Below are 12,785 nucleotides of genomic sequence, written 5' to 3' on the forward strand. Positions count from 1 at the left end.
GATCTACTGCGTTCGCAGTAGATCCACACCGGCCGCATGACACACCGGGATTCTGGCTGTCCCGGGCTACTTGACCGAACCGCGGGTGACCCCGCTCACGACCCACTTCTGGGCGATCACGTACACGACCAGGAGCGGTGCGAGGGCCATCAGATACGAGGCGAAGGCCACGGGGTAGTTCGTGTTGAACTGGCCCTGGAAGATGAACTGCGCGAGCGGGAGTGTCTGCGCCGAGGGGTCGGACAGCACCACCAGCGGCAACAGAAAGTCGTTCCACGCCCAGACGCAGGTGAGGATGCCCACGGTCGCGTTCATGGGGGAGAGCAACGGGAAGATCACCTTCCAGAACACCGTCCAGGTGCTCGCCCCGTCGAGGCGGGCGGCTTCCTCCAGCTCGACCGGAATGGAGCTGATGTACGCGACGAAGATGAAGATGTTGAACGACAGCCCGTAGACCGTGTACAGCAGGATCAGGCCAACGGGAGTGTCGATGCCGAGCACCGCTGTCTCCTTGACCACCGGCAGCATGATGATCGGGAACGGCACGAAGATCGCGGCGAGGAAGTAGAAGTACAGCCCCTTGAAGAACTTCTTGTGCATGTTGCGTGCGATCGCGTAGGCCACGAGCGAATTGGTGAGCAGGGTGAGGAAGACCGCACCGACCGTGATCAGGGCCGTGTTGAGCAGGGCGCGCGGGAAGTTCGTGAGTTCGTAGGCATCCGCGAAGTTCTCCCAACGGATGCTCGTAGGCAGTTCGAACCCGGTGCCGCCCAGTTGGTCCGGCGTCTTGAGGGCGGTGACGACGGTGAAGTACAGCGGGATGAGTACGGTGAGCGAGCACACTGCGATGAGTGCGGTCAGCCACCAGTTGGTGCCGCCGTTGCCGCCGTCGATGCGTCGGCGGGTGCGCGGTTTCGCGATGCCGGCATCCTGCAGGTTCGGCGTCGGCGACGCGGTCGGGGTGGTCAGGGTATCGGTCATGAGAAGCTCGCCTCCCGGCGCTGCAGGAAGCGCAGCTGGACGAATGAAACAATGATGATGACGAAGAGGTAGATGACGGCGTTGGCCATCTGGTACCCGTACTCTCCGCCCTGGAAGCCGCCTCGGAAGATGACCAGGGCGATGGATTCGGTGGACGTGCCCGGACCGCCCGCGGTGAGCGCGACGATCTGGTCGAAGACCTGCAGGAACGACTTGAACGACAGCACCATGTTGATGGTGAAGTATGCGCCGATGAGCGGGAACGTAATCGATCGGAACCGGCGCCACCCGGATGCGCCGTCGATGGACGCAGCCTCGTACAGGTCTGCGGAGATGGTCTGCAGGCCGGCCAGATACAGGATGACGTTGAACGCCGCTGCCTGCCACACCGTTGTGATCACGATGCCGACCCAGGCGAAGTCCGGGCTGGCCAGCAGGTTCGTGGCCAGGCCTGGCATCCCCATGGCCGTGAAGATCGCCGGGAAGGAGTTCGCGAAGAGGTAGTTGAAGACGTATCCGATGATCAGGATGGCCAGCACGTATGGGATGAAGAAGACCCCGCGGAAGGCCGCCTGGAATTTGATCTTCGAGTTCAGTCCGAGGGCGATGGCCAGGGCGATCACGTTGACCAAAATCGTGGAGACGATCGCGAATCCGAAGGTGAACCCGTAGGAATTGAGCACGCGGTCGTCCTGGAACAGGTTGACGTAGTTGGACAGCCCGACGAAGTCCCAGGTGCCGTAGCCGGCGTAGTTGGTCAGGCTGAAGAACATTCCAGAGAGCACCGGGACGGTGTGCAGGCCGAAGAAGATCACAACGGCCGGCACCACCATCCAGTAGAAGGTGCGCGGGGTGCGGGCGAACGACGACCGGGCGGATGCCGGTGCCGATACTGCAGGTTCCGGCCGGTGTTTCTTGATCCGGACTGATGTTGTCGACGTCATCGTCATTTCCCCTGTCTCTGAGTAGTCGTGCGGGCCGCGACCTTGCTCCACTCGGAGTCCAGGTCGCTCAGGAAGGTTCCGGAATCGCCGCTGATCACGAGCGATTGCAGGAGGTTCACGAGCGGCACCGCGGCGGGAATCTGATGATCGATGAAGCCGACGATCTTCCCGGCGGTGAAATAGGGCTCGAGTCCGGCCAGGGCCGTGTCCGTGTTGGGGGTGGCGTTCGCCAACGGCGAGAACGTGCTCTGAGCCTCGGAATATCCGGTGACGACCGCGGGAGACATGAGGTAATCGACGAACTTCTGCGCTTCGGCAGGATGCGCGGTGTCCCGGCCGATGGCGATCCCGACATCGACACCGGAGACTACGACGCGGGCGTCGGCGTCATCGGTGACCGGGTAGGGGAACGACCCGATGCTCGCCTGGGGATTGTTGGCACGAATGGCAGGAATTGCGTACGAGCCCTGAAGGTACATCGCGGATTCGCCATCCGCGAAGGCCTTGTTGCCTGCGTTGTAGTCGCGGCTCGCGAAGTTGTCCTGGCAATAGCTGAACAGGGTGACTTCCTTCTGGGCCGCGGTGGCGAAGTCCTTCTGGAACGAGACTGTGCCCGAGGAAACGTTGGAGCCTTCGGCACGGAGGGCGTCGAAGAATCCGTTCGGCATCAGCGTTCCGCCGAGGTTGACGAACGCGGGGGCGGCGGTCCACGCGTCTTTCAGGGTGCAGAAGAAGGGCGAGACGCCGTTGGCTTTGAACTTCTCGGCTGCCGCAACAAGCTCTGTCCACGTGGTGGGTACGGTGACGCCGTTCTCGGCGAAGATGGTCGGGTTGTACAGGATGCCGGAGGCGTTGCTGGCGAAGGGGAGTGCGTTCACTTCCTTCCCGCCGTCGGCGGCGCAGGTTCCGAGCGCCTGGACGATGTTCTGTACGGCGGGGTTGACCGTCGCTGCCACGGGGGTGGCGGCCAGGTCGGCGAAGATGCACGCCCGGGCGAGTTCGCCGTAGTTGCCGTTGGCATTGAGGGTCAACACGTCGGGCACCTTGTCCTTCACGAGCAGGGTGCGGATGGCGGTGTCCGGGTCTGGCACGGAGTTCTGGATGACCCGGATTCCCGGGTTCTCCGCCTCGAAGTCGTCAATGATCGACGCGAACTCCGTGACGGCTTCCGGCTTGAACTGGAAGAAGTTCAGCGTGACGATGCCGGTATCGGGTGCGGAGCATCCGGAGAGTCCGACGAGAGTCGCGGCTGCGACGACCACGGCGGTTGCCGTGAACCGTCTGCGATGCCGGAGCCCGGTGCGGTTGGTGTTTCTCATTGCGCCTCCTTGCGCTTGGTTCCGCCTCAGGCGGAAGTGATCTCGATGATGACGAGGTGTTCAGGAAAGAGGACCGGTCCTTGCACGCCGATGGTGCGCAGGGCCCGTCCCGTGAGGGTCAGCGGCTGGTGGGACCAGGACAGGGGCGACTGGCCGGCGTCCGGGCCGGTGGATGATTCGACGAGCATTCGGACCTGATAGCGGGACTCGTCGTCGAGACCGGCGAACCGGAGCGGACCGACCGGGTAGAAGGAGCTCGCGCGCACCTGGGTGAAGACGAACAGTGCGGTGCGCTGATCGGAGGACACCGCTCCCCGGAGGTCGACGGCCGGATCCGGGTGGTCGACGTGGACGGCGGTGCCGGTGTGGAACAGGTGGCGACGAGACTTGTACAAGTCGATCCAGACGGCCAGCTCAGCGGACTCCGATTCGGTGAGGGTGGTGATGTCCCACTCGATGCCCAGGTGGCCGAGGACGGCCACGCCGGCCCGGAGCGAGAGATCGTGCCGGCGCCCCGTGGAGTGTGACACCGGGCCGCCGATGTGGGCGCCCATCAGTTCATAGGGCACCAGGAGGCCCGTGTACTTCTGGATCGTCAGTCGTTCGATCGGATCGATGCAGTCACTCGTCCAGATGCGATCGGTATGGTCGAGAATGCCGAGATCGACGCGGGCTCCGCCTGAGGCGCAGCTCTCGATCTCCAACCCGGGATGACGCGCCTTCAGTTCGTCGAGCAGGTCGTAGAGGGCGACGACGTTCTCGTGCACCGCGGCCCGGCCGGTGCGGGTGCTTCCCGCGTCGACGAGGTCCCGGTTGTGATCCCACTTCAGGTACCGAATCGGGTATTCGGACAGGAGGGCATCGAGCCGCTCGAGAATGTAGCCGTACGCATCCGGGTGCGACAGATCGAGGACCTGTTGTTGACGCCCCTCAACCGGGAAACGGCCCCCGGGCTGCAGGATCCATTCCGGGTGGGCTCGCGCGAGTTCGGAATCGGGATTGACCATCTCCGGCTCCACCCACAGCCCGAACTGCATGCCGAGTCCTGTCACTCGTTCGATGAGCGGGGAGAGTCCATCGGGCCAGACGTCGTCGTCGACGTACCAGTCACCCAGTCCGCTCGTGTCGTCGCGACGACCGCGGAACCAGCCATCGTCGAGCACGTACCGTTCCACGCCGACCCGGGCGGCGGCATCCGCGAGCCCGAGCAGGCGATCGAGGTCATGGTCGAAGTAGACGGCCTCCCAGGTATTGAGGGTGACCGGACGTGGTATGGCTGGATGCGTAGGGCGGGCGCGGAGCCGCGAGTGGATGCGCCCACTCAGTTCGTTGAGGCCGTGGCCCCAGGAGGCGATGACCGTGGGAGTGGTGTAGCTCTGTCCTGGACCCAGCTGAATTTCACCGGGCGCGAGGAGCTCGCCGGCCTGGAGGAAGACCGACCCGGTGACGAGTTTTTCGGCGGCAAGCCGGTGGTTGCCGCTCCATGCGAGATGGACCGCGTGCACCAACCCGGCTTCAAACCCGAAGCCGGGGGCTCCTGCGCACAGCAGCAGAGTGGCATCGGCACCCGGCCTCCCCTTTCGGCTTTCACGTTCGTGCCGTCCGATGGTGAACGAGTGCCGTTGCGGAGTGCGTTCCCGCAGGTGCCGGCCGCTCGTATCGAGGATTTCCGCGGCCGTGCCCGGCAGAGGCACGGTGAGGCAGAGGTCTTCGAGCTGGTAGTCGTCGAGGCCGGCGTTGGTCAGCGTGAGCACCTGGCTCAGTACACCCGCTGAGTCGATGTCCAACCCGAGACGAAGTGTCAGACCGGCATCGGCGTCGATCGCGAGCAGGACGAGCTCGGACGGGCCGCTCTCCATCCCCGTCACGCAGAAATTCGGAGAGAACGAGCGTCCATGCCGGCTACCGCGAAGACCAGGAGTGCCCTGCCAGCCCTCAGACTCCTGAGGCAGCACCGTCAGGCGCGCGGGCTCATCGAGGCCACCGGAGACCCGTTGCGGAAGGGAAGCCACGACGATCGCCTGGGCCTCGTCGGCGGAGAGGTCACCCTGGTCTTCGCCCCAGTGCACAACGGCAGGGAATCCGCCACCGTCGAAATCGAGGATGACGCTGGTACCGCCATTGCGGAGGTGAAGGACAGTGCTGTCGTGGTGCATGTGTTATTTCTATAGTGGAAATAACGTAGTGTCAAGATCGAGTTTCCGGCACAGTGGTTGGAGTCATTCGACATCAGGTCTCTGATTGGGGCCATTTGGGAGTGAAAATGCCGGTCATTATGATTCATAATGGAAATAACGAGCCGGTTGAGACGGCTGCATATTCTGAGCGGAGGGCGCGGTGACGACTGCGCATCGGAGTGACGCCCTCACTGGGCCCGCGCGGGACCTGGCACGGGAAGTACTCATTCATGGCCCCATCACGCGGAGTGAACTGGGCCGCAGGCTCGGGCTTTCGCCGGCCACGCTCACGCGCCTGAGTAAGCCTCTGTTGGATGAGGGGCTCCTGGTCGATGCTCCCGAAACGATCGAACGGTCGATCGGTCGTCCCGTACGGCCTCTCGATGTGAGTGTCGATTCCCAGCGTTTCATCGGCGTCAAGCTCACCGCCGGAGAGGTCTTCGCCGTGGCCACCGATCTCCGGGCAAACCTCGGAGCCGAATGCGTCATCGAGCTCAGCGGCCATGAGCCGTCCCAGGTCGTTGCGGACATCGTGCGGGCCACGGTGGAGGTCGGTGGAATGGACGGTGTGACGGCGATTGGCGTGACGGTCGGAGGCCAGGTGGGCCGGTCGCGCTGGGTGGAGCGGGCACCGTTCCTCGGTTGGAAGGGTGTCGATCTGGGTGGACTGCTCCACGACGCACTGGGCGTCCCGGTGGTCGTGGAAAACGACGTCGTTGCGCTCACGGCGGCCGAGCACTGGTTCGGGATCGCCAAGGGAATAGAAGACTTCGCAGTGCTGACCATCGGTGCGGGGGTCGGCTATGGGCTTGTCATTCACGACCGACCGGTTGTCAACAGTGACACCGGACTGGGCCTGGGCGGGCATTTTCCCCTCGATCCCACGGGCCCACTCTGTGCAGAGGGGCATCGCGGGTGTTCGACCGCCATGCTGTCGATTCCGAGCATGACGGCCAGCGCCCGTGTCGGGCTGGCACGCGATGTCGGCTACACCGAGCTCCTCGATCTGGCGGATGCGGGGGACCCGGTTGCCGCGCAGGTCGTCGGGTCAGCGGCCCGGTCGCTCGGTCGCCTGATTGCGGCGACTGCCAATCTCGCCATGGTTCAAACCATCGTGTTGTCCGGCGAGGGCGTCGGCCTCGCCGATCGGCAGCTGCCGCGCATCCTTGAGGCGTCGCGCGCCGATCGCGACCCGGACGCCGTACCGGTGCGCATCCTCGTCGACCGCTCCGGATTCACGGCCTGGGCGCGGGGAGCGGCGGCCGTCGCTATCCAGGCATCCTTCGCCTGAATCGGACCGGTTGATGCGGGGCTCGCGCTCTCGCGTCACCGCACACGCGCGAGCCCCTCGCCCGTCCCGAGAAGCGGGCGGTACGAAGGGCTCGCAACCCCGGAGTGTGGCCCAGGGCTAAAGGCGGGTCCGCTTGCCGGAACCCTCATTCGTGTCGACGACCCGGATCAACCCGGTGCGTACCGAGAGGACCGGCTCCGCCGTCGGGTTGGCGCCCACGGAGAGCGACTCGTCGAGCATCTCCTTGTTGAGCGACTGTTCGCCTTCCGCCTCGTCGATGTGGGTGGCGAGCGGTTTCTCGACGACGAACATCAGCAGCACCGCGGCGACCAGAACGAGCGGCACCATGAACAGGAAGATCGGGGCGAGTGCGTCGTCGTAGGCGTTGACGATGACCGTGCGGGCTGCTTCGGGCAGAGCAGCGACGAGCGCCGGAGTAAGCGAGTTGGTTCCGGTGCTGCCCGTGCCGCCGGCCGGCAGGTTCGCCGAAAGGATGTCGGTCAACCGAGAGACGAACAGGCTGCCGACGATCGCCGCGCCCAGGGACGAGCCGATCTGGCGGAAGAAGTTGTTCGAGCTCGTCGCGGTTCCGACGATGGACCGCGGGAACGAGTTCTGCACGACCAGGGTCAGGATCTGCATCGAGAGGCCGAGTCCGAAGCCCATCACGGCGAGGAAGGCGCACATGATCCAGATATAGGTGGTCGCTGTGAGGGTGGAGAGCAGGAACAGGCCGAGGGCGGTGACGAACATGCCGATGATCGGGATGACCTTGTACTTGCCGGTACGGGACACGATCTGGCCGGAACCGATCGACGAGATGAGCAGGGCACCCATCATCGGGATCATGAGCAGGCCGGCATCCGTGGCACCGACGCCGGTGACCATCTGCAGGTAGGTCGGCATGTAGGCCAGCGCCCCGAACATGGCGACACCGGTGATGAGGCCGGCCGAGGTGGTGAGGTTGAAGTTGCGGTTCTTGAACAGCTTCAGCGGGATGACGGGTTCTGCTGCCCGGTTCTCGATGAACACGAAGAGACCGGCGAGCACAACCGTCGCCACGATCAGGCCGATGATGACGGGCGAATCCCAGTCATAGGTATTGCCGCCCCAGGTCGTGAAGAGCACCAGGCTGGTCGCGGCGAGGGCGAGGACGATCATGCCCGCGTAGTCGATGCGGGGCTTGCTGTACTCGCGCTGGGGCAGCTTCAGGAAGAAGACGGCGGAGGCAATCGCGATGAGTCCGAGGGGGAGGTTCATCCAGAACGCCCAGCGCCAGCCGGGACCGTCGGTGAAGTAGCCGCCGAGCAACGGGCCCGCGACGCTTGAGACGGCGAAGACGGCGCCCATGATGCCGGAGTACTTGCCACGCTGGCGGGCGGGAACGACGTCGGCGATGATGGCGAGCGCGAGGATCATCAGCCCGCCGCCACCGAGGCCCTGAACGGCGCGGCCGGCGATGAGGGTGCCCATGGAGTCGGCGAGTCCGCCCATGACGCTGCCCACCAGGAAGATCGAGATCGCCCCGACGAACAGCCACTTGCGGCCGACGAGGTCACCGAGCTTGCCGTAGACGGGCATCACGATGGTCGAGGCGAGGATGTATGCGGTGGTGACCCAGAGCATGTGTTCGACGCCGTTGAGCTCGCCGACGATGGTCGGCAGCGCGGTGCTGAAAATGGTCTGGTCGAGCGACGACAGGAGCATCGCCACCATCAGGCCGGCGAAGACGAGCAGCACGCTGCGGGTCGACGGAACACCTGCCTCTTCTGCTTGCTTGGGTCGGGTGAGGACGGTCGTCATGTGAGTTTCTCCAGTACAGTTCTGAGCGTCGCGATGGCGCGCTCGTAGGTTTCTCGGGGGGCAGCGGATGCCGGTGGCCCGGTGGTCGGATCCGGATCGCTCGCCCATTTCTTCATGGTGATTCGCACGGTGGCGAGGGAGACGCCGAGGATGATGCGCGCCGCTTCGAGGTGCTCGGCCTCGCTCTGTTCTGCGAAGCGTGCGTCCTTCGCCAGCCAACCGGCGATGATCGCGCTGAGGCGGTCTTCGAGCTCGGCGACGCGCACCATCTGGCGGGTCATCAGCTGCGGGTATTTGCGGATGACGTCGCGCTTGAGGTCGGACTTGATTCCGCCGCCTGTGGCTTCGAACAGCGCGGTGATCAGATCGAACAGGGCGAGGAAGACATCCTCGTCGCATCCGCGCACTCTGTCGAGCTCGGCCGACACGGCGACCTCGTCAATGCCCAGGACGGCATCTTCCTTGGTCGGGAAGTAGTTGAAGAACGTGCGGGTGGACACGCCGGCCCGGTCGCTGATCATTTCGATGGTCGCGGCGTCGAGCCCGCGTTCGAGCGCGAGCTCTGCCGCCGCGATGTGGATGACCTCGGAAGTCCGCGCACGCTTGCGCTCGCGGAGCCCGAGGCCGGAAGAATTGTTCATGAATGCATTATTGCACGATGCGCAACACTGCGCGGTTGCATTATTGCGTGCAACGCAAAAAGTCACAGGAGTCTCGCAGGGTGTCGCACGCGGCGGAGACTGCCCACTGCGCCGGCACGTGTCGGTTCTACGCTGGAGGCATGCCTGAACTACTCTCGGCCGTCGCAGTGATCGGCGGGATCGCTGCCGTACTCGCGAGTCTGATCGCGCTCGCCGCCCGTGCGCGGCGACGCGGTGCTACGGGTGCGGGTGTTGCGGGAGCGATGGCCGCCTACGATGAGGCGTTCCACGGCACCGCGCACGACACCTACGTCGAGGTGCAGGCGCAGGCGGACCGTACGGTGCCGATTCCGGCGCCGGACGATCACTGACCTGCGGGCGCGCAGCATCCTTAGCCCCGGGGCAGACCTCGTAGTCTGGACAGTGACAAGGTGCCGAGCGAGAGGACGGGTATGCCCAGGATCACTGCTCCGACCGTTGCCGAGCACCGCGTTCGGCAGCGTGCTGCTCTCCTCCACGCAGCGAGGGAACTCCTGATCAACGGAGGAGTCAGTGCCGTCACTCCTGCAGCCGTTGGTGCCGCGGCCGGATTGTCTCGTCCCAGCGTCTACGAGTACTTCTCCTCCGGTGCGGACGTCCTGGTCGCCGTGATCGAGGATGCCTTCCCGCGGGCCAATGCGGAACTCCAATCGGCTTTGGACTCGGTCACGTCTGCGTCGGAACGGCTCGACGTCTACGTCCGGGTGACGTTGCGGTTGGCGGCGGAGGGCGTGCATCGGCCGGTGGCGGCGCTCGCCGCAGCCCAGCTGCCTGCAGAATGCCTGGCGCGCCTATCGGCGTTGCACCGCGAACAGGCGGCACCCTTCATCGAGGCACTGCGCGAGCTCGAGGTGCCTGAGCTCAACATCACGGCCCGTCTGCTCGGGGGCGTGCTCCAGGCGGCCATGGCCGCGATCGAATCGGGCGCCTCGCTGCCCGTGGTCACTGAGCGAACCCTGGTGTTCGTCCGGTCCGCGGTGGCGCCAGCTCTCTAGCCGCAGCAGGCTGCAGCTGAATCAGAGCTTCTGCGGGTAGATCGTCTCCCCGCGTTCGAGCATGGCGACGAACTTGGCGATGTTTGCAGCGCGGGTCGCGGGTCGCTTCACACCACTGATGCGGAAGAGAATGGCAAAGCGGTTCTGCGATGAGAGCCTCGAGAACAGGTCCGCGGCCAATGGGCTGGCGTCGAGGGCGGACTTGAGGTCATCGGGGACCGGACTGTCCTTCTGGCGGTAGGCGGCTTCCCATCGTCCGTCGGCCTGGGCGCGCTCGATTTCCGCGAACCCGGCCGGTCGCATTCGCCCGGCTTCGATCAGTTGTGCGACGAGGTCCCGGTTGCGCTGGGACCACATGCTCCGGGGTCTGCGCGGGGTGAAGGCGCGAAGAAAATAGTCATCGTCGTGGGTGCCGGCCTGTCCATCGATCCAGCCGAAGCACAGCGCCACAGTGAGTGCGTCGTCGTAGCCGATGCCCGGTTTGGAGGAGTTCTTCTTCACGAGCTGCAAGCGGATGCCGTCGTGGTCGACGTTCTCCTCGAGCCAGGCTTCCCAGTCCCGCACGGTGGCGAACAACAGGATGGGCTTGCCCGAGTTTTCCGCCATGGCTCCCATCGTAGAGATCACCCGGATCTCGCTGAATAGGATCGAGGGGTGATCGGACACATTGATGAGGTCGTCATCGACTGCAGGGACCCCAAGGCGCTCGCGACGTTCTGGGCGAGCGTGCTCGGCGGCGAACCACGCGGGCGGGACGCAGCCTGGTGGTACATCCTGCCTCCTGGCTGGACGCAACTGTCGTTCCAGAAAGTACCCGAGGCCAAGACCGTGAAGAACCGGCTGCATCTGGACGTGCGTGTCGACGATATTGCGGCGGCGACGGACCAGGCCGAACAGCTCGGAGCGCGCCGGATCGGTGAGGAGCATCACGATATCGCCGGATCGTTCCAGGTGCTGCAGGACCCCGAGGGCAACGAGTGGTGCGTGGTCAGACCGGCCGCCGCGCATGACTGAGTGGGAGCTCGACGGGGACGGCCCACTGTGTCCCGTGTGTGGCATCGAGATGCTCGCCGACGGCGTGGACACGGCTGAGGGTCTCGAGTCGTGCCATCGGTGTCCGCGGTGCAAGCTCGTCGTTGTCATTTAGCCGGAACGACGGGCCAGTGCCGTCGCGAGCGAGAACGAAATCGGTTCGCGGGGGGCTGATACGTTGACGACATGAACGAATTTTCCGTCGGCGACGAGATCGCGGCATTCGTTGCCGAGCGCGACTGGGCGCAGTTCCATACGCCGGAGAACCTCGCGAAGAGCATCTCCATCGAGGCGGCCGAGTTGCTGGAGTGCTTTCAGTGGGATGCCGAGGCGAGCCCCGAGCGCGTACGGGAGGAATTGGCCGATGTGCTGACCTATTGCCTCCTTCTTGCCGAGCGGATCGGCGCTGATCCGAACCAGATCATTCTCGACAAGCTCGCACTGACGCGGGAGAAGTATCCGGTGGACAAGTCGCGGGGGCTAAGCACGAAGTATGACGCCCTGTGAGACTAGACGCCTAGCTCTTTAGAACGGGGTGGAGTCGTCGGGGTCTTCGGGTGTGGGATCCAGGTTCCAGACATCCACGAACGGGACCGGTGGTTTCGGTTCGGGTTTCGGTTTCCGTGGTGGTCTCATATCGGCGGAGGGTTCGACGATGTAGCTGTACCCGGCGGGGGAGGTCCATTCGATGCGACCGTCGCCGAGGTGTTTCGGCGACCACCGGGTGTAGCTCTTCACCGCGTGGTGATACGGGCAGAGGTGGGCGAGGTTCATCGCGTCGGTCTCCCCGCCGTGCTGCCACTCCACACTGTGGTCCAGATCCGACCGTTTCGCGGAGCGCCGGCACCCGGGGAAGGTGCAGGTTTCATCCCGTACCTCGAGCCACTTTTTCAAATCGGCCGGTGGCTTGTAGGTGTCCCTGCCCATGGAGAGCACGACGCCGGTTTCGGGGTGGGTGAGCAGCCGGGTGAAGCTCGGCGCACCCGCCGCGAGACGCCGGGCGGTGTCGGGGTCGATCGGTCCGTACCCGGCGAGGTACCCGGGTTCCTCGCTCTTCCCCAGCAGGGTCAGCACGGGAACGGTCACGTTGACTTGCGCGGCCACCCCGGCACCGAGTCCGTCCGGGGTGACCCCACCGATCAGGACATCGGTGAGCACATCCGCCGCGATCTGCGTCAGGGTGCGTGACTCCTCCGGGCCCTGCAGGGTCAGCGCGACGTCGAGGGTGCGGTGGTAGGCAGCCTGCACCTTCTCCGCATCCCCGGTCAGATACAGCGACGCCATGCCGTCGTTGAGGGCCTGGAACACCACGTGCCGGTCCTCGACGCTTTTCTGGTGCCTCGCGGTGATGGTCTCCGGGTGGGTGCGTTCCCGCACCCTTCGGGCCCGGTCGGCGAGCTTCGCCACGGTCAGCACTTCCGCATCCGGGACAAGGACCTCCTCGAACACCGCACGCGCCCGCGCGGCCGCTTCCGGGTCATCGACCCGGATGCCCCAGGCCTGCTCCATGATCACCTGCGCGTGCCGGTAACTGATCACCCCGGAGGCCAGGGCCTCCCGGGT

General features: G+C 65.0%; 13 protein-coding genes. 5 read left to right on the forward strand and 8 right to left on the reverse strand.

Translation table 11 applies throughout. From position 1 onward, the window contains the following. Window positions 1-66 precede the first annotated feature (66 nt). Genes QN345_RS09360 through QN345_RS09375 form a run of 4 tightly spaced genes read right to left on the reverse strand, consistent with a single transcriptional unit; the run spans window position 67 to window position 5,400 of the window. Window positions 67-981 (reverse strand): carbohydrate ABC transporter permease, encoded by a 915-nt coding sequence (locus QN345_RS09360; RefSeq protein WP_322135209.1) that lies wholly within the window; start codon window positions 979-981, stop codon window positions 67-69. Then, a complete protein-coding gene (locus QN345_RS09365) occupies window positions 978-1,931 on the reverse strand; it encodes a carbohydrate ABC transporter permease (protein ID WP_416172955.1) in 954 nt (317 codons plus the stop codon). The genes QN345_RS09360 and QN345_RS09365 overlap by 4 nt, the downstream gene beginning before the upstream one ends. After that, window positions 1,928-3,244, reverse strand: a complete 1,317-nt coding sequence (locus tag QN345_RS09370) for an ABC transporter substrate-binding protein (RefSeq protein WP_322135211.1) — start codon at window positions 3,242-3,244, stop codon at window positions 1,928-1,930. Before QN345_RS09370 ends, QN345_RS09365 begins: the two co-directional genes overlap by 4 nt. Before the next feature lie 26 nt (window positions 3,245-3,270). Further along, on the reverse strand, window positions 3,271-5,400 hold the full coding sequence (locus QN345_RS09375; RefSeq protein WP_322188294.1) for an alpha-galactosidase: 2,130 nt from the start codon (window positions 5,398-5,400) through the stop codon (window positions 3,271-3,273). Window positions 5,401-5,806: 406 nt separating this feature from the next. Here QN345_RS09375 and QN345_RS09380 point away from each other — a divergent pair, with 406 nt between their 5' ends. Beyond that, complete coding sequence (locus QN345_RS09380; RefSeq protein WP_241975320.1) at window positions 5,807-6,712, forward strand: ROK family protein; 906 nt, start codon at window positions 5,807-5,809, stop codon at window positions 6,710-6,712. 117 nt (window positions 6,713-6,829) lie between these two features. Here the strand turns inward: QN345_RS09380 and QN345_RS09385 are convergent, their stop codons facing one another. Together QN345_RS09385 and QN345_RS09390 are read right to left on the reverse strand one after the other, a co-directional pair. Continuing rightward, complete coding sequence (locus QN345_RS09385) at window positions 6,830-8,515, reverse strand: MDR family MFS transporter (protein ID WP_322140958.1); 1,686 nt, start codon at window positions 8,513-8,515, stop codon at window positions 6,830-6,832. Next, a complete protein-coding gene (locus QN345_RS09390) occupies window positions 8,512-9,156 on the reverse strand; it encodes a TetR/AcrR family transcriptional regulator (protein WP_322135215.1) in 645 nt (214 codons plus the stop codon). The genes QN345_RS09385 and QN345_RS09390 overlap by 4 nt, the downstream gene beginning before the upstream one ends. A gap of 140 nt (window positions 9,157-9,296) precedes the next feature. Here QN345_RS09390 and QN345_RS09395 point away from each other — a divergent pair, with 140 nt between their 5' ends. Both QN345_RS09395 and QN345_RS09400 read left to right on the forward strand, forming a co-directional pair. Then, a complete protein-coding gene (locus tag QN345_RS09395) occupies window positions 9,297-9,527 on the forward strand; it encodes a hypothetical protein (protein WP_322135216.1) in 231 nt (76 codons plus the stop codon). 81 nt (window positions 9,528-9,608) lie between these two features. Beyond that, the gene (locus QN345_RS09400) at window positions 9,609-10,190 is read left to right on the forward strand and encodes a helix-turn-helix domain-containing protein (protein ID WP_322135217.1); all 582 of its coding nucleotides are present in this window, start codon (window positions 9,609-9,611) and stop codon (window positions 10,188-10,190) included. A 21-nt stretch (window positions 10,191-10,211) separates the two neighbouring features. Here QN345_RS09400 and QN345_RS09405 read toward each other — a convergent pair whose 3' ends face one another. Continuing rightward, a complete protein-coding gene (locus QN345_RS09405) occupies window positions 10,212-10,796 on the reverse strand; it encodes a YdeI/OmpD-associated family protein (protein WP_322135218.1) in 585 nt (194 codons plus the stop codon). A gap of 48 nt (window positions 10,797-10,844) precedes the next feature. Here QN345_RS09405 and QN345_RS09410 point away from each other — a divergent pair, with 48 nt between their 5' ends. Both QN345_RS09410 and QN345_RS09415 read left to right on the forward strand, forming a co-directional pair. Beyond that, window positions 10,845-11,204 (forward strand): VOC family protein, encoded by a 360-nt coding sequence (locus QN345_RS09410; protein WP_134561577.1) that lies wholly within the window; start codon window positions 10,845-10,847, stop codon window positions 11,202-11,204. A gap of 204 nt (window positions 11,205-11,408) precedes the next feature. Next, a complete protein-coding gene (locus QN345_RS09415) occupies window positions 11,409-11,729 on the forward strand; it encodes a nucleotide pyrophosphohydrolase (RefSeq protein WP_322135220.1) in 321 nt (106 codons plus the stop codon). 18 nt (window positions 11,730-11,747) lie between these two features. On the opposite strand, the gene QN345_RS09420 is transcribed toward QN345_RS09415, so the two are convergent. After that, on the reverse strand, window positions 11,748-12,785 hold a 1,038-nt coding region (locus QN345_RS09420), incomplete at its 5' end, for an HNH endonuclease signature motif containing protein (protein ID WP_323508600.1).

The sequence above is a fragment of the Cryobacterium sp. 10I1 genome (assembly GCF_035019805.1).
Classification (GTDB): Bacteria; Actinomycetota; Actinomycetes; order Actinomycetales; family Microbacteriaceae; genus Cryobacterium; species Cryobacterium glucosi.